At 71.4% G+C, this 26,803-nt stretch carries 21 protein-coding genes and 1 riboswitch; of the genes, 13 read left to right on the top strand and 8 right to left on the bottom strand.

Going from position 1 to position 26,803, the window contains the following annotated elements; all coding sequences use genetic code 11:
* Window positions 1–8: 8 nt before the first annotated feature.
* The 4 genes from cydB to crcB are packed head-to-tail and all read left to right on the top strand — an operon-like array spanning window position 9 to window position 5,034.
* Window positions 9–1,004, top strand: a complete 996-nt coding sequence (cydB, locus tag IW245_RS07635) for a cytochrome d ubiquinol oxidase subunit II (protein ID WP_197002478.1) — start codon at window positions 9–11, stop codon at window positions 1,002–1,004.
* Window positions 1,001–4,321 carry a thiol reductant ABC exporter subunit CydD gene (cydD, locus tag IW245_RS07630; protein ID WP_197002477.1) on the top strand — a complete coding sequence of 1,107 codons (3,321 nt, stop codon included), beginning with the start codon at window positions 1,001–1,003 and terminating at the stop codon, window positions 4,319–4,321. Before cydB ends, cydD begins: the two co-directional genes overlap by 4 nt.
* A complete protein-coding gene (locus tag IW245_RS07625) occupies window positions 4,302–4,643 on the top strand; it encodes a fluoride efflux transporter FluC (RefSeq protein WP_197002476.1) in 342 nt (113 codons plus the stop codon). Before cydD ends, IW245_RS07625 begins: the two co-directional genes overlap by 20 nt.
* A 16-nt stretch (window positions 4,644–4,659) precedes the next feature.
* On the top strand, window positions 4,660–5,034 hold the full coding sequence (gene crcB / locus IW245_RS07620; RefSeq protein WP_197002475.1) for a fluoride efflux transporter CrcB: 375 nt from the start codon (window positions 4,660–4,662) through the stop codon (window positions 5,032–5,034).
* On the opposite strand, the gene IW245_RS07615 is transcribed toward crcB, so the two are convergent.
* Window positions 5,031–5,690 (bottom strand): AMIN-like domain-containing (lipo)protein, encoded by a 660-nt coding sequence (locus IW245_RS07615; RefSeq protein ID WP_197002474.1) that lies wholly within the window; start codon window positions 5,688–5,690, stop codon window positions 5,031–5,033. The genes crcB and IW245_RS07615 overlap by 4 nt on opposite strands.
* 750 nt (window positions 5,691–6,440) lie before the next feature.
* Here IW245_RS07615 and IW245_RS07610 point away from each other — a divergent pair.
* From IW245_RS07610 to IW245_RS07595, 4 genes are all read left to right on the top strand, one after another.
* Complete coding sequence (locus IW245_RS07610) at window positions 6,441–7,418, top strand: tyrosine-type recombinase/integrase (protein WP_197008386.1); 978 nt, start codon at window positions 6,441–6,443, stop codon at window positions 7,416–7,418.
* A 77-nt stretch (window positions 7,419–7,495) separates the two neighbouring features.
* On the top strand, window positions 7,496–8,140 hold the full coding sequence (locus IW245_RS07605; RefSeq protein ID WP_231399431.1) for a hypothetical protein: 645 nt from the start codon (window positions 7,496–7,498) through the stop codon (window positions 8,138–8,140).
* Between the two features lie 230 nt (window positions 8,141–8,370).
* Window positions 8,371–9,615, top strand: a complete 1,245-nt coding sequence (locus IW245_RS07600; RefSeq protein WP_233472521.1) for a barstar family protein — start codon at window positions 8,371–8,373, stop codon at window positions 9,613–9,615.
* Window positions 9,616–10,081: 466 nt separating this feature from the next.
* Complete coding sequence (locus IW245_RS07595) at window positions 10,082–10,861, top strand: hypothetical protein (protein ID WP_197002472.1); 780 nt, start codon at window positions 10,082–10,084, stop codon at window positions 10,859–10,861.
* A 321-nt stretch (window positions 10,862–11,182) separates the two neighbouring features.
* On the opposite strand, the gene IW245_RS07590 is transcribed toward IW245_RS07595, so the two are convergent.
* Window positions 11,183–12,013: a DUF3152 domain-containing protein gene (locus tag IW245_RS07590; RefSeq protein WP_197002471.1), complete on the bottom strand. Its 831-nt coding sequence runs from the start codon at window positions 12,011–12,013 to the stop codon at window positions 11,183–11,185.
* A 106-nt stretch (window positions 12,014–12,119) separates the two neighbouring features.
* Here IW245_RS07590 and IW245_RS41535 point away from each other — a divergent pair, with 106 nt between their 5' ends.
* From IW245_RS41535 to IW245_RS07575, 3 genes are read left to right on the top strand one after another with little or no spacing between them, the layout of a single operon-like run.
* Window positions 12,120–13,598: an IucA/IucC family protein gene (locus IW245_RS41535; RefSeq protein WP_197002470.1), complete on the top strand. Its 1,479-nt coding sequence runs from the start codon at window positions 12,120–12,122 to the stop codon at window positions 13,596–13,598.
* The gene (locus tag IW245_RS07580) at window positions 13,568–15,289 is read left to right on the top strand and encodes an IucA/IucC family protein (RefSeq protein WP_197002469.1); all 1,722 of its coding nucleotides are present in this window, start codon (window positions 13,568–13,570) and stop codon (window positions 15,287–15,289) included. The genes IW245_RS41535 and IW245_RS07580 overlap by 31 nt, the downstream gene beginning before the upstream one ends.
* Complete coding sequence (locus IW245_RS07575) at window positions 15,286–16,392, top strand: alanine racemase (protein WP_197002468.1); 1,107 nt, start codon at window positions 15,286–15,288, stop codon at window positions 16,390–16,392. Before IW245_RS07580 ends, IW245_RS07575 begins: the two co-directional genes overlap by 4 nt.
* Here the strand turns inward: IW245_RS07575 and IW245_RS07570 are convergent.
* Complete coding sequence (locus tag IW245_RS07570; RefSeq protein ID WP_197002467.1) at window positions 16,379–17,428, bottom strand: zinc-binding dehydrogenase; 1,050 nt, start codon at window positions 17,426–17,428, stop codon at window positions 16,379–16,381. The genes IW245_RS07575 and IW245_RS07570 overlap by 14 nt on opposite strands.
* 10 nt (window positions 17,429–17,438) lie before the next feature.
* Window positions 17,439–17,948 (bottom strand): peptide deformylase, encoded by a 510-nt coding sequence (locus tag IW245_RS07565; protein WP_197002466.1) that lies wholly within the window; start codon window positions 17,946–17,948, stop codon window positions 17,439–17,441.
* 289 nt (window positions 17,949–18,237) lie between these two features.
* Here IW245_RS07565 and IW245_RS07560 point away from each other — a divergent pair, with 289 nt between their 5' ends.
* Window positions 18,238–20,031 (top strand): substrate-binding and VWA domain-containing protein, encoded by a 1,794-nt coding sequence (locus IW245_RS07560; RefSeq protein WP_197002465.1) that lies wholly within the window; start codon window positions 18,238–18,240, stop codon window positions 20,029–20,031.
* A 41-nt stretch (window positions 20,032–20,072) separates the two neighbouring features.
* Here the strand turns inward: IW245_RS07560 and IW245_RS07555 are convergent, their stop codons facing one another.
* The gene (locus IW245_RS07555; protein WP_197002464.1) at window positions 20,073–21,242 is read right to left on the bottom strand and encodes a chorismate-binding protein; all 1,170 of its coding nucleotides are present in this window, start codon (window positions 21,240–21,242) and stop codon (window positions 20,073–20,075) included.
* 102 nt (window positions 21,243–21,344) lie between these two features.
* Between IW245_RS07555 and IW245_RS07550 the strand changes: the two genes are divergently transcribed.
* Window positions 21,345–21,545: a DUF5999 family protein gene (locus IW245_RS07550; protein ID WP_197002463.1), complete on the top strand. Its 201-nt coding sequence runs from the start codon at window positions 21,345–21,347 to the stop codon at window positions 21,543–21,545.
* A 55-nt stretch (window positions 21,546–21,600) separates the two neighbouring features.
* Here the strand turns inward: IW245_RS07550 and gcvP are convergent, their stop codons facing one another.
* From gcvP to IW245_RS07535, 3 genes are all read right to left on the bottom strand, one after another.
* Window positions 21,601–24,465: an aminomethyl-transferring glycine dehydrogenase gene (gcvP, locus tag IW245_RS07545; RefSeq protein ID WP_197002462.1), complete on the bottom strand. Its 2,865-nt coding sequence runs from the start codon at window positions 24,463–24,465 to the stop codon at window positions 21,601–21,603.
* 78 nt (window positions 24,466–24,543) lie between these two features.
* Window positions 24,544–24,643: riboswitch (glycine riboswitch) on the bottom strand.
* A 126-nt stretch (window positions 24,644–24,769) separates the two neighbouring features.
* Window positions 24,770–25,969 (bottom strand): esterase-like activity of phytase family protein, encoded by a 1,200-nt coding sequence (locus IW245_RS07540; protein WP_197002461.1) that lies wholly within the window; start codon window positions 25,967–25,969, stop codon window positions 24,770–24,772.
* Window positions 25,970–26,001: 32 nt separating this feature from the next.
* Window positions 26,002–26,796, bottom strand: coding sequence for a lytic transglycosylase domain-containing protein (locus IW245_RS07535; RefSeq protein WP_231399425.1), 795 nt, complete (start codon window positions 26,794–26,796; stop codon window positions 26,002–26,004).
* Window positions 26,797–26,803: the final 7 nt, after the last annotated feature.

The following is a 26,803-nucleotide window of genomic DNA, read 5'->3' as shown; positions in this document are numbered from 1 at the left end:
CCCACGCCGTGGAACTCACCACCGTCTGGTTCATCCTCATCGCCACCCTCTGGACCGGCTACTTCGTCCTCGAAGGCTTCGACTTCGGCGTCGGCATGCTCCTACCCGTCCTCGGCCGAAACGACACCGAACGCCGCGTCCTCATCAACACCATCGGCCCCGTCTGGGACGGCAACGAAGTCTGGGTCATCGTCGCCGGAGGAGCCACCTTCGCCGCCTTCCCCCACTGGTACGCCACCCTCTTCTCCGGCTTCTACCTGCCCCTGCTGGCCATCCTCGTCGCCCTCATCATCCGCGGCGTCGCCTTCGAATACCGCCACCAGCGCCACGACCAGGCCTGGAAGAACCGCTGGGACCTCGCCGTCATCGTCGGCTCCACCCTCCCCGCCCTCCTGTGGGGAGTCGCGTTCGCCAACCTCTACCACGGCGTGCCCATCGACGCCGACAAGGAATACACCGGCACCCTCCTCACCCTCCTGCACCCCTACGCCCTCCTCGGCGGCCTCACCTTCGTCGGACTGTTCATCACCCACGGCGCACTGTTCCTCGCACTCAAGACCGGCGGCGACGTCCGCACCCGCGCCAACGCCCTCGCACTGCGCGCCGGGGCAGTCACCGCCGCCCTCGCCGTCGCGTTCCTCACCTGGACCCTCGGCCTGCACCACACCCCGGCCGCCATCACCACCGCCGCCCTCGCCGCCGCCGCACTCCTCGGCGCCCTCGCCGCCAACCGGGCCGGCCGAGAGGGCTGGGCCTTCGCCGGCACCGCCGCCACCATCGCCCTGACCGTCACCACCCTGTTCTGCGGCCTCTACCCGAACGTCATGCCCTCCACCACCGACGCGGCGTTCTCCCTCACCGTGCACAACGCGGCGTCCACCCCGTACACCCTGAAAATCATGACCTGGGTCGCCGTCATCTTCACCCCCATCGTCGGGTGCTACCAGGCCTGGACCTACTGGGTGTTCCGCAAGCGCATCAGCGTCAAGGACATCCCCGCGTGAACCCCCGCCTCCTGCGCCTCGCAGGCCCCGCCGTCGCAGCCGTCATCGCCCTCGGCGCCGCCACCGCCGGCCTCGTCATCGCCCAGGCCCTCCTCCTGTCCAAAACCCTCGCCGCCGCGTTCACCGGCGACACCACCGACCTGCCCCACGCCCTGGCCCTCCTCGCCGCCATCACCGCCGCCCGCGCCGCCGTCACCTGGGCCGCCGAAACCGCCGCCCACCGCGCCTCCGCCGCCGTCAAGTCCCACCTGCGCACCCGCATCGTCACCCACGCCCTGGCCCTCGGCCCCACCTGGCTCACCGGCCAACGCACCACCGACCTCACCAGCCTCGCCACCCGCGGCGTCAACGCCCTCGACGGCTACTTCGCCAAATACGTCCCCCAACTCTTCCTCGCCGTCCTCGTCCCCACCGCCGTCCTGGCCACCATCGCCCCCGCCGACTGGCCCTCGGCCGCCATCGTCGCCGCCACCCTGCCCCTCATCCCCGTCTTCATGGCCCTCGTCGGCCTGGCCACCGCCACCCACACCCGCCGCCGCTGGCACGCCCTGCACCGCCTCAGCCACCACTTCCTCGACGTCGTCACCGGCCTGCCCACCCTGCGCGTGTTCGGCCGCGCCAAAGCCCAGGCCGCCCACATCGCGAAGATCACCGACAACTACCGCACCGCCACGCTGGCCACTCTGCGCCTGGCGTTCCTGTCCTCCCTCGTCCTGGAACTCCTCGCCACCCTCTCCGTCGCCCTCGTCGCCGTCGGCATCGGCCTACGCCTCGTCGACGGCCACCTCACCCTCACCACCGCCCTCCTCGTCCTCCTCCTCGCCCCCGAGGCCTACCTACCCCTGCGCGCCGTCGGCACCCACTACCACGCCAGCGCCGACGGCCTGGAAGCCGCGAAAACCGCCTTCGCCCTCCTCGACACCCCCCTCCCGGCCACCGGCACCCACCCCGCACCCGCCCCACACCTGACCGTCACGAACCTGTCCGTCGAACACCCCGACCGGCCCACCCCCGCCCCAGCCGGTCTGTCCCTGACCCTGCGACCGGGGGAGTTCCTCGCCGTCAGCGGACCCTCCGGCACCGGCAAATCCACCCTGATCAGCGCACTCCTCGGTTTCACCCCCACCGACGCCGTCACCGTCGACGGCACCCCACTGACCGACCTAGACCCGCAGGCCTGGCGCCGCACCATCGGCTGGGTACCCCAGGAACCCCACCTCGCCACCGGCACCGTCGCCGACCTCGTCGACACCACCGCCCACCCGTTCCTCGACGACCTCGACCCCACCCAACCCATCGGCGAACACGGCACCGGCCTGTCCGCCGGCCAACGCCGCCGCGTCGCCCTCGCCCGCGCCCTCGACCGCCACCCCGCCCTGCTCCTCCTCGACGAACCCACCGCCGGCGTCGACCCCCACCGCGAAAACCTCATCATCGAAGTACTGCGCGCCCACGCCGCCCACGGCACCGCCGTCCTCGTCGCCACCCACCGCCCGGCCCTCATCGCCGCCGCCGACCGGGTCGTCGAACTCGCCCCAGAAGCCGCTGAGCACCCGGCCGCAGCACACGGCGCCAGCGGCCACACCCGGCAGCGTCAGCACTTCACGCACGCGGTGACTTCACGCCCAGCAGCCGTCTCCGTCATCAAGAACCCCGCACCCGCCCACCGCGAGCCCGCCCCCGACCGACCGGCCACCAACGACACCGGGGCCGCCCCGCGTGACACACCCGACGACCACCCGGCCACCAGCACCCACCGCCGGCTCGCCCTCGCGTGGGCCACCGGCACCCTCGCCGCCACCTGCGCCGTAGGCCTCACCGCCACCGCCGCCTGGCTCATCTCCCGCGCCGCCCAACACCCACCCGTCCTGTACCTCATGGTCGCCGTCGTCGCCGTGCGCACCTTCGGCATCGGCAGGGGAGTACTCCGCTACACCGAACGCCTCACCAGCCACGACGCAGCCCTGCGCATCCTCGCCCGGCTCCGCGTCACCACCTGGCGCCGCCTGGAGAACTCCGCCGCCGACCTCACCCGCCGCTCAGGCGACCTCGCCACCCGCTTCGTCGACGACATCGACACCCTCGCCGACCAGTGGCTACGCATCGCCCTCCCGTACGCCACCGCCGCCACCGTCGCAGCCGCCGCCATCACCCTCAGCACCCTCCTGCTCCCCGCCACCGGCATCACCCTCACCCTCAGCCTCGCCACCGTCGCCCTCGCAGCCCCCTGGATCGCCGGCCGCCACGCCCGCCACGCCGAAGCCCACCTCGCCCCCCTCCACGGCCACCTCGCCACCCACATCCTCACCACCCTGCGCACCGCCGCCGAACTCACCGCCCACAACGGCACCGACCACGCCCTGGCCGCACTCACCACCGCCGACACCCGCCTCACCACCGCCGAACGGCGCGCCGCCACCGGCCGCGGCACCGCCCAGGCCCTGGCCACCGCCGCCGCCGGGGGAGCGGTCCTCGCCGCACTGGCCCTCACCGCCGCCAACCCCCACGTCGACCGCGTGCACGTCGCCGTCCTCGTCCTGCTACCCCTCGCCCTGCACGAACTCTTCGCCACCCTCGTCCCCGCGGCCGCCACCCTGCCCCGGATCCGCGCGGCCCGCGCCCGCGTCGACGCCCTCACCCCACCATCGGCCCGACCCGTCACCGCCACACCGTCCGGCCACCACGACCTCGTCGTCGAAGGCCTCACCGCCCGCGGCTGCCACCTGCCGGACCTGCACATCCCCGCCGGCACCGCCCACGTCCTCACCGGCCCCTCCGGCAGCGGAAAATCCACCCTCGCCGCCGTCGCCGTCGGATTCTGCGACCCCACCGCCGGCCGGATCCTGCTCGGCGGCGTCGACATCGCCACCCTCGACCCCGACACCCTGCGCCGCACCATCGGCCTGTGCGCCCAGGACGCCCACCTGTTCGACAGCACCATCGCCGCCAACCTGCGCCTCGCCCGCCCCGACGCCACCGACACCGAACTGCACGCCGCCCTGCACGCCGCCCGCCTCGACACCTGGGTCGCCACCCTCCCCGAAGGACTGCTCACCCCCGTCGGCGAACACGGCACCCGCCTGTCCGGCGGCCAACGCCAACGCCTCACCCTCGCCCGCGCCCTGCTCGCCGACTTCCCGGTCCTCGTCTTCGACGAACCCACCGAACACCTCGACCCGGCCACCGCCGCCGAACTCCAACACGACCTGCTCGCCGCCACCACCGGCCGCACCGTCCTGCTCATCACCCACCAGCCCCCGCCGACCGGCGTCCCCACCACCACTACGCTGCACAACCATGAACTGGCGCACGCCTAGCGTCATCGCCGCCGGCGGCACCCTCGGCGCACTGACCCGCCAGGCCGTCGCCACCACCTGGCCGGACCTGTGGGGCATCCTCGCCATCAACGTCACCGGCTGCCTGCTCATCGGGCTCCTCCTGGCCCGCTGGCCGGCGCACCGCCTCTTCCTCGGCGTCGGTTTCCTCGGCGGCTACACCACCTTCTCCACCTACATCCTCGAGGCCCAACGCCTCCTCGACGCCGACCACCCGGCCCTGGCACTGCTGTACCTCACCGTCACCCCGGTCGCCGCCCTGGCCGCCGTCACCCTCGGCACCCTCCTGGGCAGAAGGCCATGACCGCCCGGCGGCACCCGTGACCTGGCTCCTCGTCGCCCTCGGCGCGGCCGTCGGCGCACCCCTGCGCTACGCCACCGACCAGTGGATCCAACGCCGCCACGGCCGCCCGTTCCCCTGGGGCATCCTCGCCGTCAACACCGCCGGCTCGCTCCTCCTCGGCTTCCTGGCCGCCGGAGTCCTCCTCGACGCCGTCCCCGACGGCCTGTGGACCCTCCTGGGCACCGGCCTGTGCGGGGCGCTGACCACCTACTCCACCTTCAGCTACGACATGATGTCCCTCATCGAACAGCGCCGCGGCCACCACGCGCTCGGCTACGCCACGGCCAGCATCGCCGCGGGACTGGCCGCCGCGTACGCCGGAGCCGGGCTCGCCTGGCTGCTGTGGGGCTAGCCCTCCACGTCCACCACGACCACGTACCCGCCGTCGGCCCGCTGCCCCTCGGCCACCCGGACGCGCACGTGCTCGTCGGCGCCGACCGGCCCGTTGAGCCCGACGCCGTAGCGCACGATCCCCTCGAAGTCCTCACCCTTGGCGAAGCTGCGGATCCGGCTCAGCCCGACGGTGCCGGGCGGCTGAGCGGTCACGGCGTTGGCCCGCGCGCCGTCGAAGCGGATCTGCAGCACGCCACCGGCGCCCTCGAGGGGGATCGGCACGCCCCGGCCGCCGTCGAGGAGCTCGCGGACGAAGCGCACGTCGTAGCCGGGGACGGCGTGGTCGAACACGAACGTGAGCCGGTTGAAGCCGGAGTGCTGTCCGGCGGCGATCGACGTGACGCCCGACAGTGGGGGCACCGGGTTCTGGTGCGCCACGGTGCACGCGGCCCCGCCACCGGGCCACATCCAGTCGCATTTAGTGGTGTATGACCGGTACGCCTCCGACGGGCCCTCGGCCGTCGGCGTGTTCACCGGGGGAGTCGGCGTCGGGGTCCGGGTGGTGGACGGGCCGGCCGACGACGGGGGAGCGGAACGCGGCTCGGACCGGGAACACCCGGACAGGGCCACCATCATCACCAGGCACACGGCCAACACAGTTCCACGCCTGTTCATACCGTCATGGTGCGCGCACGGGACGCGGAGCACCATCGACTCGACATGACAGATTGTGTACGCGACATTCCACAGCGTGCACGCAACCCGAGTGGGTCCGACAGCGTCGGAAGGGGAGCCTCCTCAACGGTCTACTTAACATAATGTCGATTATCGCCACAGGATGAGTAGGCGCGGAAACCCTGGGAAACGAGGATCTCCGCGTGTTCGACGGCGGCCACGGCATGGTGTCGCAGCCAGGTGTCGCGGCGGGCGTCGGGCACGAACGCGGTCACGTCGCGGCTTGCGATCAGGAGCCGGAGCGGCGGGTGGGCGGCGCGGTCGCCGATCCCCGAGGACTCGGGCCTTCGGCGGCACCGAATTTCCGGGCCGGCCCGCGCGGCCTCCCCGGCGTCCCCCCGCCCTGCGACGCCTCGTTTCGTCACCGTGACGCAAACAGGTCCTCACAAGGAGATTCGGCGAAGTCGAGGACGAAAGACCTCAAACCCCAAACCAAGATCAACATCGTCATCCGACTACGGAGAAGGCCGACCCCGCACGCGTCGGCACCGCCCACCCGGTCCACCACGGCACCCCACAGGCCGCAGCACCCCGACAGTGGGCACCCGAGGGACCGGCCTGCGCGGGCACGACCCCCCTCCCCGCGCAGGCCGGTCCCGTACCCCTCTCACGAATTAAGCATAAGTGGCGTTATGCGGACAAAGCACGTATAGGGGGAGTGTCGTACCCGGAGGTCATACTGAACCGGTGATGCGGATCATCGACGCGACAGACGGCTTCTTCACCGCCCGCGCCCCACGGAAGGACTCCCCCCACACCGTGGCGGCGTACCGGCGGGATCTGCTCTTCGTGTCCACCCTCCTGGCCGAGCTGGCCGGCGTGCCGCTGGAGGCGCTCCCCTGCTCCGCTCTGACCCTGTCCCCCTTGCGTAAGGCGTTCGCGGGGTTCGCGCAGGGCCGGGCGAAGTCGTCGATCGCGCGGTGCTGGTCGACGTGGAACACGTTCTGCGGCTTCCTGGTGTCCGAGGGGATCCTGGAGGGCAATCCGATGGCCGGGGTGGCGCGCCCGCAGCCCCCGCAGCGGCAACCGAAGCCGCTGCGGGGCGAGGACACCCCCGACGACCTGCTGGTGGCCCTGGCCAGCCGGGCCCGCAAGGCGCGCGACCCGTGGCCGGAGCGGGATCTGACGGTGATCGCGACGTTGTTGTTGACGGGGTTGCGCAGTGCGGAGTTGTTGGCGTTGACGGTCGGGGATCTGGCGGGGCCGGTGGGTGAGCGGCGGTTGTCGGTGCGGGCGGGTAAGGGTGACGCTGACCGGTCGTTGCCGGTGGAGCCGTCGTTGGAGAACCTGATCGAGGCGTATGTGGCGACGCGGCGCGCCCGGTTGCCGAGGGAGCGTCGGCCGTTGCCGACGATGGCGCCGTTGTTCGTGGATGTGCGGGGTGAGCGGTTGACGCGTAACCAGTTGCAGTATCTGGTGCGGCAGTGTTACCGGCATTCGGGGGTGGCTGACCGGGTGGAGCGGGGGGCGTTGGTGCACGCGTTGCGGCACACGTTCGCGACGCGGTTGGGGCAGTCGGGTGCGTCGGCGATGGAGATCATGGAGTTGTTGGGGCACCGGTCGTTGTCGGCGAGTCAGGGGTATCTGAAGACGACGGCGCGGGAGTTGCGGGACGCGGCTCGGTCGAATCCGTCGTACCGGTTGTTGGAGCGTTTGCAGGAGTCTTAGGGCGTCGGGGTGCGGCGTTGTCGTACCGGTGTGCTAAAAATTGCCGGGACGTTGGTGACTCTGGGAGGTCAATCGTGTTGTCCACTGAGGATGTGGAGGGTCTGCGGGCTGTCTTGGAGTCCGGCAAGCGGCCGCGGGTGATGTTCGCGCCGTCGGCTGGGCAGATGGCCGGTCAGCTGGGTCAGGTGGTCCGGTTGGATGATCCGTCGGATGGTCCGGAGTTCGTGGCGGTGCGGTTCGGGAAGGATGAGTTGGGGTTCTCCCCCGCTGACCTGCTGGTGCCGCCGAAGAAGATGCCGGCGCCGCGCGCGCCGGAGCCTGAGCCGGTGGCGGCTGAGCCGGTTCTGGAGGGGCCGCCGCTGTTGCCGCCGGCGCCGAAGCCGACAATTACGACTATGGAGACTGGTGTTGTGGAGAAGGTTGTCGCGCCTCGTAAGCCGGCGAAGGTGAAGGCTCCGGCGGAGTTGACGGTGACGTTGACGTGTCAGGAGGGTGTGTGGTCGGTGCAGGCGGCGCGGGGTGTGAAGGTGGTGGCGAAGCCGACTCCGGTGCGGGCTCCGGACGCGTTGGCGATGGTGGCGTTGTTGGATGCTCCGGCGGTGCGGGAGGCTGTGGAGGATCTGGTGTCGGCGGCGCGGGCCGCGGCTGAGGAGGAGGCTGACCGGTTGCGGCGGCAGTTGGCTGAGGTGGAGGCCCGGTTGGCGGAGTTGCCGCAGTCGTAGTGGTGGTGGCCGTTGTCGTGGTGGTGGCGGTCGTCTGGTGGGTGGCGGCGTGTGTGGGTCGCGTCGGCCACCCGAGTGTGTTCGCTCTTCGCTTCCCGTTGTGGGTGGGTTCTGGCTGGGTGTGCGGGCTGGTCTCGTGTTTGGGCGGGGCGAGTGGCATCGGGGTTGTGGTCCTTGTGGGTGCGGTGGGCGTGCCCCCTCGCGGGCTCGTGGGCCGGTAGGGTCTCGGGGTGACGACGGGCGCCGGTTTCGCGGCTGAGGGTTCGCCGCGGCGGTGGGAGCATCCGGTCGGCCCGCGCTGGCTGCTTCTGGGTGATGTCGGTTTCGAGGGTTCCGATGAGGTCGACACTCCGTTGGCGTTGTGCGCGGATATCGAGGGGTTGTTCGTTGACCTGCCGCCCCGGCCCCGGGAGAGTTTCACGTTGGTGGGCTGCTCCCCCGCCGGTGCTCTCGCCGGTCTGCCCGTTGAGGCCCTCGGCACGGGCGAGGCCTGGCTGGGTGACGTGTCGCTGTTGGGGCCGTCGCCGGGCGCGCCGTCGTGGTGGGGTGAGGATCTGGGTGATGTTGTCGTTCTGGCGCGTCGGCCGAGTGTCGCGGTGCCGGGGGCGGTGGATGTTGACCTCGACGGGTTCGTCCACGTCGATGATCGTACGGACGCGGTGGTGCGTCCTGGTGATGTCGCCGAGTTCGTCCTCGAGGGTCGTGACGGGGTGCCGTTGGGCACGTGTCGGGACGTCACGGGTGTGTTCCGTGTGCGGGCCGCGCCGCTCGTGCCGCGGGTCCGGCTGCTGGGTTGTCGGCCGGAGTCTTCGTTGTCGACGGCGCTGGACGCCGTGGGGCGGTCGGGTGGGGCTGGTGTGCGGCGTCGCCGGATTCGCGCGGAGGTCCATGCGGTCGCCGCTGACGGTTCGGCCGGTCGGGTGATCGGCGCGATGGTGTCGGGGACGGTGGAGGCCGCCGAGCCGTCGCGGTTGGGCGCCGGGCTTGTTGACGTGACGGTCGCCAGTGATCCTCAGGAGCCGCTGCCGACCGGGATGCTGGGCGTCTTGGGGCATTGGTATGCGGGCCGGCCCGTCGAGAGGAATGTGTGGGCCGGTTACGGTCGGGAGTTGCGGCACCTGTGGGCCGGGGTGGCGCTGACCCATCGGCGGCCCGGTGTGGTGGACAAGCCGGCGGGTACGACGTTTGAGTTGGATGGTCGGTTCGTGACCGATGTCGAGGGGTTCTACTGCGCGATCGGTGAGGCGGTCAACGGCCCGGGTGGATACTTCGGTTGGAACCTGGACGCTTTTCATGACTGTCTTCGTGGGAGGTTCGGCGCGCGGGCGCCGTTTCGGCTGGTCTGGCGTGACTCGGCTGTAGCGTGTGGGAGCCTCGTGGCCGGCTACGATCGGCGTCGGCTGGTTCCGGCGGTCACTGTGGAAGATCTGTTGGCCGTGCTGGTGGCGCGCGATGTGGTGGTCGACCTGCGTTGAACCGCCGCCGGTGACGGCTGCGGCGGTCGGATGCAGCGGGGTCAGGGCCCTGGCGGGGTTGGGTGATCACGTGAGGGTCGGCGGGGGTGGCGTCGGGGTGGCGAGGCGTGGAGACGCTGCCGGCGTGTGACCTGCCGGGCCCTGGCCTCGGCGGCCCGGCCGGCGGCGGCGCTCTGATCGGTGGGACCCGGTGGTTCCGGGGCGCGCCTGCCGGTTCATGCTGTGCGGCCCTGGGCGAACCGCCGCCTGGTGCTCGACGGCCGTCGTGCCCCGGTTCCGGTGGGCGGCCGACACCGTCGCGGCGTACGGCTCGGTCCGCGGCTCGTGGCGTGCGGCTCTGGGGTGTGGTCTTGTCAGGAGACCTGGTGCTGCCGTGCGGCGGGATCTGGCCCGCAGGCTGTCGGTGCGATGGCCGGTGCCGCTGGCGGTCCCGGCATTGGCGGCGTATCCGTGAGCGGGCCGGGACGTGTTCGTGATTCCCCGTTTCGACACTCATCACATGCGTCGATTCCTGCTGGCCGTTTCGACGGTGTTCGGGCTCGCGGTTCTCATCCCCGCCGGTGTCCTGGCCGCGGCGTCGGTGGGGTTTGGTGCGCGGCACTGGTCCGGGGCGGTGCTGTCCGGGTTCTCCTGGCCCGGCGGTGGGGCGGGTGGTCTCACGGGGTCGTGTAGCGGTGATCTGGGCCCTGTCGCCGCCCTTGACGCGGCGCACCATGACGAGCTCGCGGGTTTCACCTGTGACGGGGACGTGGTCGTGGTGTTCGCGGCGTCGGACGCCGGTGAGAAGTTGGTCCGTGATGGTCTGCGTGGCTATCCGCACGCGTGGCGGGTGAAGCGGGTCGCACACAGCGATGCGGCGTTGCGCGGGCAGCAGGACAGGATCTTCGATGCGGTCACTGTGGTGCGGGTGATGCCGCCGCGGGTGGTGGAGGTGTCCGTTGACACGGGGACCGGTAACTGTGTGCGGCTGGACGCTGTTCGGTTGGATCATGATCTGTTCGCGCGGCTCGGGGCGTTCGGCGACTACGCGTGTGTCGTCTATGTTCCCGGCGCGCCTGCCGCGCATCTGGACGACCGTGACGGTTCCGCTTCGGAACGCTGGGGCGCGGGTGGTCTGGGTGGTGTGGTCGGGACGTATCTCGTCCTACTGACCGGCTTCCCGTGGCATATCGGCGCCTGGCTGGTGTCGGCGGTGGCCGTGTGGGTGTATCCCGCTGTCCGTCGGCGTTCGCGGCGGACGGACTGACTGGCCGACCCTGCGACCCTGCGACCCTGCGACCCTGCGACCCTGCGACCCTGCGACCCTGCGACCCTGCGACCCTGCGACCCTGCGACCCTGCGACCCTGCGACCCTGCGACCCTGCGACGGATCGTATCGCCGGACTGGGGCCGGCTGAGACGGGCGCGGAGCTGGTGGCGGCGGTGGCGGCCGGGGCGCGCGTTGACGCCGGGTCAAGGGGGCGCACGCCAACGGCGCGGGAATGTGGCGCGCCGTTGGCGCGGGGGCCGGCCTGCCCTCGGTGTGGGAACGGGCGCGCGCCCGTTCGGCCTGTCGCTGGCCTGGTGGCTATCCGGCGGGGATGGGGTCGGGGTATTCGCCGGGGGTTCCGGCGTTGCGGATGCCTTTGACGGGGTAGGGCCAGGCGTTGGCGGCGCAGCCGTGGAGTCCGAGGGTTTGTTGTTGCATGACGGGGGCGGCGGTGCCGGGGGCTGGGCACAGTTCGTGGTCGAAGCCGAGGCGGTGGCCGGTTTCGTGGTTGAGGGCGTATTGGCGGTAGATGTCGAGGGATCCGCCGTAGTCGGGGGTGGCGTGGGCCCAGCGGGCGACGTTGAGGATGATCTTGTCGCCGGTGCGGCAGTTGGTGTAGTGGTCGGTAGGGTCGCCACACAGTTTGGCGCGGGTGCCGGGGGTGACGAGGTAGATGGTGAGGTCGGCGGGTTGGGTGGCGGCGACGCGTTGGAAGCGCCAGGCGCCGGCGGAGGTCCAGCCGCGGGGGTCGTTGTAGGTGGTGTCGATGAGGGTGGTGACGGTGGTGGGGTCGATCTGGGTGAGGCCGTTTTCGATGGCGACGTGGTAGCGCAGGAGGGTGCCGGCGTGGCCGCGGATGGGGCCGGTGTCGCCGGTGGTGGTGTAGGTGCCGGGGCCGTCGGCGGGGTAGGTGAGGGCTGGTGGGCCGGTGGTGGGTGCCGGGCCGGTGGTGTCGTGGGTGTGGGCGGGGCCGCTGGCGGCGGGTGGTACGGGTGGGGTGGGGGTGTCGAGGGTGCGGTAGGCCAGGGCGGTGCCGGCGGTGAGGGCCGCTGCGGCGAAGACGATGCTGGCGATGATGGGGGCGGTCCGGCGTCGCCGGGCGTGGCGGGGTTCGCCGGCGTCGTGTCGGTACTGCTCGGGCGTGCTCATCGGGGCGTAGCCTGCCACGGTGCGGGGTGGGTGACCACTGGCCTAACGGCCGAGGAATACTGCCTGTAAGGTGACCCTTACTTGACGGATTGGGGTGTTTGGGTTCGTGTCGACCCCGTTGGTGGAGCTTGCCGGTGCCCGGGCCGCGGTGTTGGGCCGGTTGTGGGGTGCGTTGTGCAGGGAGCCTGTGGCGCAGGTGGTGTCGCGCGAGTCGGTGTCCGGGGAGACGGTGGTGACTCTCGCCGACGGCCGTCGGTTGGTGGGGCCGGCGGAGGCGGGGTTGCCGTTCGCGGTGTGCCCGTCGGGGTTGACGGTGACGTTGGGCGGGGTGGGGTACAACGATCCTGAGCGGTTGGCGGCGGGTCTGGGCTGGCCGGGGCGGTTGCGGGCGGAGCTGGCCGACAGTGTGGCGAATCTGGCCCTGTCGAGGACCGCTCCTCCCCCACGCTTGCCGGATCTGGGCGGCGGCACGGTGCGGGAGGCCACCCCCGGGTGGGGGCCGTGGGATCTGGTGGATGTGGAGGCCAGGGTCGTCGACGGTCATCCGTTGCATCCGTTGTGCCGGACGCGTACGGGCATGTCGGCGGCCGAGCAGCTGCGCTACGCCCCGGAGTTCTCCCCCGTGGTGGATGTGGATCTGGTGCGGGTGCGGGCGGCGGACTGGGTGGGGGTGGGTGACTGGCCGTGGCGGGAGGGGGCCGATTACCTGCTTCCGGTGCATCCGTGGCAGCGGGAGCATGTGTGGTCGGGTGCGGTGGTGGCCGGTTCGTTGCGGGCGCGGCCGTTGATGTCGTTGCGGACCCTCGTACTCGATGACGGGTGGCATGTGAAGACGGCGGTGAGTGTGCAGATGACGTCGGCGGTGCGCACGGTGTCGGCGGCGTCGGTGCGTAACGGTCCGGCGTTGTCGGCGCTGGTGGGGTCGTTGACGGGTCTGGAGGTGCTGGCCGAGCCGGCGGCGGGTTCGGTGGGCGGGGATCGTGCGCGTGCGGCGGTGTTGCGGGCGGGGCCGGTGGTGGGGGCCGGTGAGTCGGTGGCGGCGGTGTCGGCGTTGTGCGCGGGCCCGGATCCGCTGGTGGTGGCGTTGGCGGGGGCGGATCCGGTGGGGTGGGTGTCGGCGTTGGCGGACGCGGTGCTGCCGCCGTTGTTGGCGTTGTTGACGATGGGGGTGGCGTTGGAGGCGCACGGGCAGAACACTCTGGTGGTGTTGCGTGACGGGCGTCCGGTGCGCGGCGTGTACCGCGACTTCGGTGGGGTGCGGGTGTCCCCGGCTCTGCTGGCCCGGCACCGGGTGGACTGTCCCCCGCTGTTCGGGGATGTCGGGTGTGATGATCCGGCGGTGTTGCGGGCGAAGTTCGCCTCCTCGGCGTTGTCGACGATGTTCGCCGAGGTGGTGGCGGTGCTGGCGCGGGGTACGGGCGTGTCGGCGCGGTTGTTGTGGTGGCCGGTGGCCCAGGCGTTGTCGGGGCATCCGGGTCTGGTGCGGGGGCCGTGGCCGATGAAGGCGTTGACGGCGATGCGGTTGGCTTCCGATCCGTTGGAGGATGTGTGGGCGTGGGTGCCGAGTCCGGTCGCGACGTTGTGACGGTCGCGCCGTCGACGTTGCCGGCGTTGTTGGCGGCCGCGGCGGCCCGGGCGGTGCCCCGGTTGCCGGCCGACCTGGTGGGCGGGTTCCGGGCGGCGTTGCCGCAGGCGGCGGCGCATGTGTGCGCGCGGCTGGTGGAGGCGGTGTTCACCGAGGACGTGGCCGGGTCGCGTGGCGGGCTGCGGGCGTTGGGTGACGTGTGGGTGTGGCCGGCGCGTTCCGGTGGGGTGGTGACGTTCCCGGGAGTGCGGGGGGCGGCGTCGACGGTGCGGGTGACGGGCCCGGTGTGGCATGAGGCCGGGTGTGTGCGGGTGCCGGTGACCGACCCGGCGGCGCTGTTGGCGCTGCTGGTGGGCGTCGAGACGGGCACGTTGCCGGCGGAGCTGGTCGACGCGGTGGTGAACCTGGCGATCGGGACGGCGCGCCGCCCGGCGGTGGCGGGCACGGACGCGGTGTCCGCGGCCGGCCGGTTGGGACCGGATGAGGGGGTGTTGTTCCTGGAGCGGTTGGCCACGGAGGGGCACAATCTGCATCCGTGCGGCCGGACCCGGCTGGGGATGAGCGTCGCTGACGTGTTGGCCTATGACCTGGAGGGGCCGGGGTTCGACCTGGCGGTGGTGGCGTTGCGCGCGGATGTGCACGTGGGTGATGACGTGGGGGCGGCGTTGGGGCTGCCGGCCGCGCCGGACGGTTTCGTGTTGCAGCCGGCGCATCCGTGGCAGGTGGCCAACGTGCTGCGCACCCGGCACGCCGACGCGGGCCGGGCCGGTCTGTGGCGGGTGGTGGACGGGTTGCGGGTGCCGTGCGCGCCGACGGCGTCGCTGCGCACGGTGCTCACGGGCGCGGGGCAGCTGGTGAAGGTGTCGTTGGATGTGCAGATCACGTCGACGCGGCGGTCGATCTCGGTGGCGACGGCCCGTAACGGGCCGCCGGTGTCGGCGTTGGTGGAAACCCTCCTTGCGGGTACGGGCGGGAGCCTTCTGGGTGAGTTCGCCGGCGCGGGGGCGCTGTTGGCCGCCTCGGAGCGCGACGTGACGGCCGTGCTGCGCCACCCCCTGGCCGGGGTGGTGTCGGCCGGCGAGTTGGCGGTGCCGGCCAACGCCCTGCCGGCGGTGTGCCCGGCGACGGGGTCGACGGTGTTGGAGCTGTTGGCGGCGGCGCACCCGCACGGGCCGGTGGCGTGGCTGTCCGACTACGCCACCGCGCTGCTGGGGCCGGTGCTGCGGTTGTTGGCGCACGGCGTGGGCCTGGAGGCGCACCTGCAGAACTGTGTGCCGCTGTTCACCGCCGGCCGGTGTGCCCGGATGGTGTTCCGGGACCTGGGCGGGGTGCGTCTGCACGGGCCGCGTCTGGCGGCGGCGGGGCATCCGTTGACCCTGTGGCCGGGTTCGGTGACCGGCACCGACGACGCGGACGTGCTGCGCGCGAAGGTCGCGTACACGGCGTTGGGCAACCATCTGGGGGCCGTCGTCGACGGGCTGGGGTTGGGGGCGGTCGGGTGGGCGACGGTGGGCCGGGTCCTGCGCGGCGTGTACGCGCCGCTTCTCGACGATGCGCTGGTGGGTGTCGCGGCGGCGGAGGACCTGGGGGCGTTGACGGCAGGGCCGTGGGCGCACAAGGCCCTGGTGCGTATGCGCCTGTCCGGTGGCGGCGACGAGTACGTGCCCGTCGACAATCCCCTCGCGGCGTGATCGGCGACGCGGCGCGCCCGGTGTGCGCGTACCTGTATGACCCGGCGGTGCTGGCGGGGCGGCTGGAGGCGGTGCGGGTGGCGTTGCCGGCCGGCGCCGGGGTGTTCTACGCGGTGAAGGCCAACAGCCATCCGGCGTTCCTGGCCGCCGCGGCGGCTGTCGCCGACGGGTTGGAGGTCGCCTCCGGGGGTGAGCTGGCCAAGGCGGTGGCGGCCGGGGCGCGCCGGGTCGTGTTCGGCGGGCCGGCCAAGACGGACGCGGAGCTGCGGGCGGCGGTGGCGGCCGGGGCGCACGTCAATGTCGAGTCGGCGTGGGAGTTGGCCCGCCTCGACGCGTTCGCCGACCGGCCGGTGGACATCTGCCTGCGCGTCAACCGGGCCGCCTCACCCCTGGACGGCAGCCACCGGATGACGGGCGCGCCGACGGCGTTCGGCATCGACGAGCGGCAGCTGGCGGACGTGGTGGTGGCGGCGCGGCGGTCGCGGTGGCTGCGGTTGCGGGGCCTGCACCTGCACGCGGTGTCCAACAACCTCGACGCCGCCGCGCACGCCGCCTACGCCGCCGACTGCCTGGCCTACACCGACGCGGTGCTGCCCGGCGCCGACGTCGTCAACATCGGCGGCGGTCTGGGCGTCGACTACACCGGTGACAGGTCCTTCGACCTGGACGCCTTCGCCCGGCTCGTGCCGCCCGACCCGCGCCTCGTCGTGGAGATCGGCCGCTACGCCGCGGCACCGGCCGGCCGGTACGCCGCCGAGGTCCTTGACCTCAAACGCACCCACGGGCAGTGGTTCGCCCTGCTGCGCGGCGGCACGCACCACTTCCGGCTGCCGGCAGCCTGGGGCTATGACCACCCGTTCACGGTGCACCCGGTCGACGAGTGGCCCTATGACCTGCCCCGCCCGCAGGTCACCGACGTGGCGGTCACCGCGGCGGGGGAACTGTGCACCCCCCGCGACGTCCTGTGCCGCGCCCGGCACGTGGACCGCCTGCGCGTCGGTGACGTGCTCGTGTTCGACGACACCGGCGCGTACGGCTTCGAGGTGTCCCACCACGACTTCCTGTCGCACCCCAAACCGCAGGTGCTGCTCACATCTCGATGAGGACTTTCAACGCGCGCCGGGAATGCATGGCCGCGTACCCGTCGGGGGTGCCGGACAGGGGCACCGTCAGGTCGAACACGGCCGACGGGTCCAGGGTGCCGGCCAGGACGTCGGTGAGGAGTTCACCGATGTAGGCTCGGGCCGGGGCGACGCCGCCGCGCAGGGCCACGTTGCGGTTGAACATGTCGGAGATCGTCACCCCGGCGCTGCCGCCGTGCGGGACGCCCACGTAGCCGACGGTGCCGCCGTCGCGGGTGGCGGCGATGGCGGTGCGCATCGACTCCTCCGTGCCCACCGCCTCGATGACGTGGTGCGCGCCGAGTCCGCCGGTGAGTTCCCGCACCGCGGCGACGGCGTCCTCGCCGCGTTCGGGCACGATGTGGGTGGCCCCGAACTTCGACGCGATCAGGGTCCGCTCCACGTGGCGGCCCAGGGCGATGATGTTGCGCGCGCCCAGCCGTCGGGCGGCCAGGACGGCGCACAGGCCCACGGCCCCGTCGCCGACGACCGCCACCCAGCCGTGCGGCCCGGGGCCCGGGCCGGCCAGGGCGCTGACGACGGCGTGGTGCCCGGTGGACATCACGTCCGACAGCGACAGCAGTGCCGGCGTCAACGCCGGGTCGGTGCCGGCGGGGACCTTCACGAGGGTCCCGTCGGCGAACGGCACCCGCACCGCCTCCCCCTGCCCGCCGTCGGAACCGGGCGTGCCCCAGAACCCGCCGTGCGGGCAGGAGGTGTGCAGGCCCGCCCGGCAGAACTCGCACACCCCGTCCGACCACACGAACGGGGCGATGACGGTGTCCCCGGGCCGGACCGTCACCACGTCGGCGCCGACCGCGTCGACGACGCCGACGAACTCGTGCCCGATGCGCTGGCCCTCCTGGCGGGCCGCCACCCCCCGGTACGCCCACAGGTCGCTGCCGCACACGCACGCGTGCGTGACCCGCACCACCGCGTCGGTCGGGCCGTGCAGGGCCGCGTCGGGCACGTCGGTGACCCGGATGTCGAACGGGCCGTGAATCGTCGTCGCGCGCATGGCTTCCCCCTCAGGCGCTGGCGGTCGACCGCGGCCAGTTCGCGGCCCGGATGGCGCGCAGGGCCTGGCGGCGGGTGTCCCCGGTCAGCGTGTCCACGTACAGCGTGCCCGACAGGTGGTCCGTCTCGTGCTGCAACGCGCGGGCCAGGAACCCCGAGCCGCGCACCTCGAGGGCCTCGCCGTGCTGGTCGAAGCCCCGGCACACCGCGTGCTGGGCGCGGGGCGTCTCATACCACAGCCCCGGCACGGACAGGCAGCCCTCGTCGCCGTCCTGCAGTTCCTCCGACAGCTCCAACGTCGGGTTGATCATGTGCCCGCGCTCGCCGCCGGCGTCGTAGACGAACACCCTGGCCCCGACGCCGATCTGCGGGGCGGCGACCCCGGCGCGGCCGGGCGCGCCCAGGAGGGTGTCCATCAGGTCGCCGACGAGGGCGCGCAGGCCGGCGTCGAAGGTGGTGACCTCGTCGCAGGGGGTGCGCAGCACGGGGTCGCCGATGATCCGGATGGGTCGCATGGTCATGTCTGACACCGTAACGTCCGGGCCCGACACGCACGTCTCGGGCAGGGAAGTTAACAACTCGACTACACCGTTCGGTCAAACTTTATCTATCCATACAAGGCACGTCCTATTAAATTCGGACGAAAATCGTAGCCCTGCGTAACAGGCCAGATACGGCTCGAAGTGCCAGGTCACGCCTCGTGTTCCACCACTCAACACCGGCCCGCCAACGCCCTACACTATGCCGGTCCCAGGCTTGATCTACGTGTACGGAGGAACCCCCATGGCACCGCATGGCCGTCATGCCAACGTGCGGTCCCACCGACGAGGCGGCCCCCGCCGCCGCCTCACCGTCGCGCCGTGGATCGTCATCGCCAGTGTGTCCACCCTGGTCCTGTCCGGCATGACCGGCGGATACGTCTACCTCGCCAACAGCGGCTGCTCCGGCGACCCGGTCCGCGCCGAGATCCTCGCCGACCCGTCCGTCAAGTCGATCCTCGACAAGCTGTCCCGCGAATGGCAGGACACCGAACCGATGATCACCGACGCCAAGGGCGAACAACGCTGCGTCGAGGTCGAGATCCTCGCCAAGGACTCCGCCGACGTGGCCCTCGCCCTCGGCAACGACTGGGACGCCCGCCTGACCGGCCCCGCCCCCGACGTGTGGATCCCCGCCTCCACCGCCTGGGTCCGCGAAGCCGCCGCCGACGACACCGCCGAACGGCTCCTGCCTGACCTGCAGCCCAGCCTCGGACGCACCCCCACCGTCATCGCCATGCCCGAACCCATGGTCAAGGCCCTGGCGTCCACGGCGTGGAAGGACCGCAAACCCACCTGGGACTCCCTCATCGCAGCCCTCGGCAGCGGAGCCAGCTGGGAAAGCTACGGCAAACCCGAATGGGGCGCCCTCAAGGTCGGCATGACCGACCCCGCCAAGTCCACCGCCGGCCTGCACGCCCTCATGGCCGTCACCGACGCCAACGACGACGGCGAGGTCGACAGCAAGGAACGCCAGGCCGTCTGGAACTTCAAGCAGGCCGTCGCCAAATCCGACATGTACAAGGAGAGCACCGAACAGCTCTTCGCCGGCCTCGCCAAAGCCGACGGACAGGGCGAGAACGCCGCCCTGCAGTACGTCTCCGGCTTCCCCGCGCTCGAACGCGACATCATCAACTACAACAACACCAAACCCAAGGTCCCCCTCGTCGCCGTGTACCCCGAAGGCGGCAGCGCCGACGCCGACGTGCCCTTCATCGCCCTCAACGCGTCCTGGACCAACAAGGACCGCCAGGCCGTCGGCAAGAGCTTCCTGACCTACCTGCGCGGCGACCACGGGCGCGCGGCGTTCCAGGCCGACGGGTACCGCGACTCCAACCGCATCGGCGGCGCGAACTTCGCCACCGCCACCGGCATCCAGCCCCAGGTGCAGACCCTGCCCCGCGCCGTGCTGCTGCCCGAGTCCGTCGCCGTCACCCGCAAGACCTGGTCGGCCCTGGCCCGCCCCGTCAACCTGCTCCTCGTCATGGACGTCACCGGCTCCATGAACGAGGTCGTCCCCGGCACCGGCGGCCGCACCAAGCTCGACCTGGCCAAGGAAGCCGCCACCAACGCCGTCGGCATGTTCGGCACCCAGGCCCACGTCGGACTGTGGGCGTTTTCCACCCCCACCCCCGGCGGCCCCGACTACCGGCCCGTCGCCCCCATCAAGACCCTCGACACCGAACAGCGCGAAAACCTCGTCGGACAGATCAACGGCCTCACCGCCGCCGGCAACACCGCACTGTTCAACACCACCTGGGCCGCCCACCAGGAGGTCCAGGGCCACTTCCTCCCCGACGCCGCCAACGTCGTCGTCGTCATCACCGACGGCTCGGAGGAGACCGTCCCCGGCGGCCTGAGCCTGGACGCCCTCGTCACCAAACTCAAGGACGGCAACGCCAAGGAGGACGGCAAGAAGAAGGTCCAGGTCGTCACCATCGGCTACGGACCCAACCCCGACTTCGGCGCCCTGCAGAAGATCGCCCTGGCGTCCGGCGGGCGGGCCCTGCAGTCCAAGACGGCCCGCGACATCGGCCCCGTCATGCTCGACGCGCTGTTCAGCTAGACCACACACGAAGAAGGGGGGCCGGTTGGCCCCCCTTCTTTCTATCCCCGCAGGGCGCCGAACAGCGGACCGGCCTTCGCCGCCGCCTCGGCCACCTCCGCGGCCGGCTCACTACCCCACGTGATCCCGCCCCCCGCCCACACGTGCACCCGGTCGCCGTCGGCGGCCACCGTCCGGATCGTCAACCCCAGATCCACCCCGAACGCCGACACCCACCCCACCGCACCCATCGACGGCCCCCGACCCACCCGCTCCAGACGCGCCACCTCCGCCAGAGCCGCCCGCTTCGGGGCACCGGTCACCGAACCCCCCGGCGCCACGGCCCGCAACACCCCGGCCAGCCCCACGCCGCCCGACAGGTCCGCGGCCACCACCGACTCCGCCTGCCACAGCCCCACCCAGCGGCGCAACGCGAACAGCTCCTCCACCCGCACCGAACCCGTGCGCGCCACGAGGGCCAGGTCATTGCGGACCAGGTCGACGATCATGATGTGCTCGGCGCGTTCCTTCGCCGACGCCAACAACTCCCGCCGGCCCTGCTCCGTCGCCGGCCGGGTGCCCTTAATCGGCCGGGATTGCACCCGCCCGGCCGCCACCGACACCAGGGTCTCCGGCGACGCGCACGCCACCGCCCACCCGTCCCCGGACACCACGCCCCCGTACACGGCGCCCTCGATCGCCGCGACCCGTTCCAGGGCCGCCGACGGGTCACCGGTGTACGAGGCCGACCAGTGCCCCACCACGTTCACCTGGTACACGTCACCCCGGCCGATGGCCGCACGGACGCTGGCGACCGCCTCAGCGTGCTGGCGGGTACTCCACGACGGGGCCCACGCCCCCAACCGCCACCCACCCGACACCGCGGGGGCCGCCGGTGGACAGTGCTCGTACACGACGACCACCAGATCCGGCACCGCCGGCGACGGGGAGGGCGCGCCCGTCGGCGCGCCGATCGCCGCCGCCCCGCCGGCCCCCGACAACAGCACCGCCGCCCCGCACAGCGACCCGTCCGGTCCGCCCGGACAAGAGCCTCCTGGAAGTAACGACAGGTCGGCGACCGGCATACGGTGGAGGGTGAGGAATTCCTCAGCCAACGCGGCCGGATCACCAGGGTCCCCTACCCGCCATTCCAGCCGATCCCGAACCCTCACAGTCCCTTGACAATTACGCGGAGTGACCGGAGGAGCCGTCAGACTCAACCGAATGGTCATTTCTTCCGTTCCCCCCGTTACTGTGTGCCACAAAACCCGTTGAACTTGATAGCGTGCGAAGTGCGTCTGTGAGACACGTCACGCCAGACCGGAGAACCGACAATGTGCCCCCACCAGCCAGCCTGCCCCACCGCCGACGCGGTCGACCGCGAAGCCGCCAGGATCACCCACCACCACCCCGAACAGGGCTGGAGCCTCCTGTGCAACGGCGTGATCATATTCGAGGACACGGGCGAACTCCTGCCAGACGGCCAGACCATCGCCCCCCACCGCGGACCGGCCCTGCACCTCACCGCCGCCTGAAGTACCCCAAAAGAAAAAGGGGCGCCCCACACCCGGGACGCCCCTTGATCCGTCTCTACTCCTCGAACGCCTCCGGCGGCGGGCACGAACACACCAGGTTACGGTCCCCGAACGCCTGATCGATCCGCCGCACCGGCGGCCAGTACTTCACAGCACTGACCCCACCCGGATACGCCGCCAACTGCCGCGAGTACGGATGCGCCCAACCATCGGCCGTCACCGCCGCCGCCGTGTGCGGAGCGTTGTGCAACGGATTGTCCTCCGCCGGCCACACCCCCGCCTGCACCTGGTCGATCTCACCCTTGATCGCGATCATCGCGTCACAGAACCGGTCCAACTCACCCAGGTCCTCCGACTCCGTCGGCTCCACCATCAACGTGCCGGCCACCGGGAACGACATCGTCGGCGCGTGGAACCCGTAATCCACCAGACGCTTGGCCACGTCATCGACCGTCACACCCGAGTCCTTCGTGATCCCCCGCAGGTCGAGGATGCACTCGTGCGCCACCAGGCCCTTGTTGCCCGCGTACAACACCGGGTAGTGGTTGCGCAGCCGCGCCGCCACATAGTTCGCCGCCAGGACAGCCGACGCCGTCGCCCGGGTCAGACCGTCCGGACCCATCAGCCGCAGATACGCCCACGAGATCGGCAGGATCCCCGCCGAACCGTGCGGCGCCGCCGACACCGGACCCACAGGCGACTCATTGTGCAACGGATGCCCCGGCAGGTACTTCGCCAGGTGCGCGCGCACCCCCACCGGACCCACACCCGGACCGCCACCACCGTGCGGGATGCAGAACGTCTTGTGCAGGTTCAGGTGCGACACATCCGCCCCGAACTGACCCGGCTTCGCCCACCCCAGCAACGCGTTGAGGTTCGCCCCGTCCACGTACACCTGACCACCCGCGTCGTGCACCTTCGCGCACAACTGCGTGATCCCCGCCTCATACACCCCGTGCGTCGACGGATACGTCACCATGATCGCCGACAGGTTGTCGCGGTGCTTCTCCACTTTCGCGTCAAGGTCCACAAGATCAACGTTGCCCTCGTCGTCACACGCCACCACCACCACGCGCATACCGGCCATCACCGCCGACGCCGCGTTCGTGCCGTGCGCGCTCGACGGGATCAGACACACATCCCGGTGCGCCTGCCCGTTGTCGCGGTGATACGCCCGGATCGCCAACAGACCCGCCAACTCGCCCTGCGAACCCGCGTTCGGCTGCACACTCACCGCGTCATACCCGGTGACCTCCGCCAACCAACCCTCAAGATCAGAAACCAGCGACTCGTACCCAGCCGCCTGCTCTGACGGGGCGAACGGGTGAATGTCCGCGAACTCCGGCCACGTCACCGCCTCCATCTCCGTGGTGGCGTTCAACTTCATCGTGCACGAACCCAACGGGATCATGCCCCGGTCCAGGGCATAGTCCTTGTCCGACAACGACCGCAGATACCGCAGCATCGCCGTCTCCGACCGGTGCGCGTGAAACACCGGATGCGTCAGGAACTCACCGGACCGCAGCAGCCCCTCCGGCAACGCGTCCGGCGTCGCCGCGTCCAGATCCGACACAGACACCGACGACAGCCCGAACGCCCGCCACACACTCAGCAGATCGCCGTCCACCGTCGTCTCGTCACACGAGATCCCCACCAGGTCAGCGTCCACCAGCCGAAGGTTCACCCCCGCCTCCGCCGCGTGCGCCACCACCTCGGCCGCCCGGCCCGGCACCCGCGCCGTCACCGTGTCGAAGAACGCCCCGTGCACCACCTCGACACCACCCTCACGCAGCCCCGCCGCCAGCACAGTGGCCATCCGGTGCGCGCGCTCCGCGATCTGCCGCAACCCGTCCGGGCCGTGATACACCGCGTACATCGACGCCATCACCGCCAACAGCACCTGCGCCGTGCAGATGTTGCTCGTCGCCTTCTCCCGCCGGATGTGCTGCTCACGCGTCTGCAACGCCAACCGGTACGCCGGATTGCCGTCCACGTCCTTCGACACACCCACCAACCGGCCCGGCATGTTGCGCTCCAACCCGGCGCGCACCGACATGTACCCGGCGTGCGGACCACCGAAGCCCATCGGCACCCCGAACCGCTGCGCGCAACCCACCGCGATATCCGCGCCGATCTCACCCGGCGCGCGCAGCAGACACAGCCCCAGCAGGTCGGCGGCCACCGCGACCAGGGCACCGCGCGCGTGCGCGTCGACGATCAGCGCCTCGTGGTCGCGGACCACGCCCGACGCCCCCGGGTACTGCACCAGGACGCCGAAGAACTCGCCCTCCGGCAGGCCGGCGGACAGGTCGGCGACGAGGACCTCGATGCCCAGCGGTTCCGCCCGGGTCTCGATCACGGCGATGGTCTGCGGCAACGCGTCGGCGTCCACCACGAACCGGTCACTCTTGACCTTGCTCGCCCGGCGGGTCAGCGTCATCGCCTCGGCGGCGGCCGTCGCCTCGTCGAGCAGCGACGCACCGGCCGTCGGCAGCCCGGTCAGGTCGGAGATGACGGTCTGGAAGTTCAGCAGCGCCTCGAGGCGGCCCTGCGAGATCTCCGGCTGGTACGGCGTGTACGCCGTGTACCACGCCGGGGACTCCAGCACGTTGCGCAACACCACCGGCGGGGTGTGCGTCCCGTAGTAGCCCAGGCCGATCATCTGCGCCATCGGCCGGTTACGCGCCGCGATGGCGCGCAGCTCCGCGATGACCTCCGGCTCGGTGGCCGCGGCCGGCAGGCTCAGGCCCTGGGTGGTGCGGATCGCGTCGGGGATCGCGGCGTCGAGGAGCTCCTCGGTCGAGCCGTAGCCGACGAGGTCGAGCATCCTCTGCGAGTCGGCCGCAGACGGGCCGATGTGGCGGCGGGAGAACGGCACACCGCGGGAGAGGTCGGTGAGACTGGCGCGCTGACTGGCCATACGTGTACTCCAGGAGAGTCGGCTCGGGCAATGAGCTTCCTCCCCCTCTGCGCGCGGGCACGGCCCAGTCCAGAGGTGCCTGCCCGAGTGGTCCTTTTGCCTGAGAGTTTCCGGGGAGGTATTGCCCCTTCGGCGCCCCCTGCCGACAAGGCCAGGGGGTCTCTCCCACTCGGGTGAGACGGCACGGCAACCGTACCATCGGTGATCGGTTCCGCGGATGGCCCAGGTCACCGCGCGTAGTGCATCCTAGGAAACTGGGGTAAAAGGGAACGGGGACGGCCGGAACCGTCCCCGTTTGCCCCGACTAGCTCTTCGCCTGCTCGTAGGCGTGCAGCCGCTCGCTGAGCCTGATCGTGATGAACTCGTTCGGGTCGGCCTGCCCCGGCACCCGGCCCGCCGAGAACGGCAGGTTGTTGTCGTTGAGGACCCCCAGCGTGCGGTCGTCGAGGATCACCAGGTCCTCCACGCACTGGTGCGGGAACGTGAACGTGTCCCCCGCCCCCGCCAGGTGCTGCGGGTTCGCCAGGCTCAGCAGGTCCGCGACCACCGTCTTGTCCATCTTGCCGTCCTTGTCCCGGTCACGCCGGTCCACGAGGAAGATCTTCTTGAACGCCGCCGCCGCGCCCTGCAGGTTGTCGCGCTCCACGACCAGGAACCGGTCGGGGTCCACGGCGATCGCGTCGCCGATCGAGTTCGACGGCGACTCCAACTGGTACGTCCACCGCTTTCCCGTGTACGCGCCCGACCTCAGCTCGAACTCGTTGAACCGCAGCGCACCCGGCGCGTCCCCGGCCACGGTGCCCTCCAGCAGCGGGTACAGGTACTTCCCGTCCACGCTCTTGACCATGCCCTCGAAGCCCTTGGAGCTGCCCAGGTTCGGCTTCTCCCCCACCTCGAGCTCGTGGCTCTCCGGGGCCTTGACCCCCGGCAACGGGATCGGCGCCTGCAGCACCCGACCCGCCCGGTCCACGTGCAGCAGGTACGGGCCGAACTCGTCACCGATCCAGTACGAACCGTCCGGCGTGCGCGTGATCGACTCGATGTCGAAGTCAGAACCCGTCAGCACCCGGTCCGGCCGGGTCAACGCGAACGGGATCCTCGCGTCCGGGTCCGTCAGCGTGATCCCGCCGACCACGTCCACCTTCCCCGACGCGAAGTCCGGCGCGAGGCGGTGGATGCGCAGCAGGAAATCCCCCGAGTTGGCCTTGTTGCCGAACCCGTTGTCGGAGATCACGTCGAACGTGCCGTCGGAGTTGCGCAGCACCCCGCTGAAACCCTGCACCGGCTGGTCGGCGAACGGCAACGCCACCCCGTTCACCGGGGCGGTGCCCAGCGCGGCGCCCGCCGGCTCGCTCCCCGGCACGAACGTGCGCGCCGGCAGCACGGCGAAGCCCGTCAGCGTGGCCTGACCGAAGGTGGGGGTGGCCCCGGCGGTGGAGGCCGACAGCCCGATCGTCAACGCGGCGACGCTCACAGCGAGCGCGAACCGTCCTGGAGTTCTCATGGCGCGACCGTAGGCCGCCGGGGTGAACAGCGTCAGAACTTCAGGCACTCGCAGTTGGTCATCAGAGCCCGAACGTTGTTCACGTACTGCTGGTTCGGGATTTTGATCGTGTGCGTGGCCTCGTCCTGCACCCCGGCGTGGCCCACGTTGTAGGCGGCGATCACCACGTCGAGGAGGTTCTCGTTCGCCAGGTCGTAGGTGTGGTCGAAGTAGGTGTCCCCGAAATACCGGATCAGCCACGACAGGTACTCCGCGCCCAACACCGTGTTCCCCTTCAGCGTCTTGGGGTCCTCCGGCGCGTCGTTGAACTTCAGGTTCATCCAGTCCACCGTGCCCGGCATCAACTGCATCGTGCCCATGCCGCCGTCGCACGCGATGATCGCCGACTGCCAGCCCGACTCCTGCCACGCGATGGCCTTCATCAGGGTCAGCGGAACGGTGAAGTGCACCGACTGCCAGTACTCCCGGCCAGCGGCCGCCGTCAACGCCGCCTTCACGGCCGGCCGGTCGGCGTTCGTGCCCTCGTAGTGCCGGCAGTCGCTGCCCGGGGTGTGCGGCGGCGGGGCCGGCGGGGTGGGCACCGGGGCGGTCGGCGCCTGGTAGCTCGGCTTGACCTGGGCCGGCTTCGGCTTCGGGGCCGCGGACTTCGACGGCGACGGGGTCGGGGCCGCGGCCATCGCCGCCGTCGTGTGCTCCTCACTCGGGCTCGCCGACGGAGAGGGGGCCACGGCGGTCGCCTCCGGGGCCGAGACCGGTTTCGGGGCCGCACCTCCCCCGCACCCGGACACCGTCAGCACCATCAGCACACCCAGCACGAGCCCGCGCATCGACACG

It is taken from the genome of Longispora fulva (assembly GCF_015751905.1).
In the GTDB taxonomy this organism is placed as follows: Bacteria; Actinomycetota; Actinomycetes; order Mycobacteriales; family Micromonosporaceae; genus Longispora; species Longispora fulva.
This window is presented reverse-complemented; position numbering and strand designations above follow the sequence as displayed.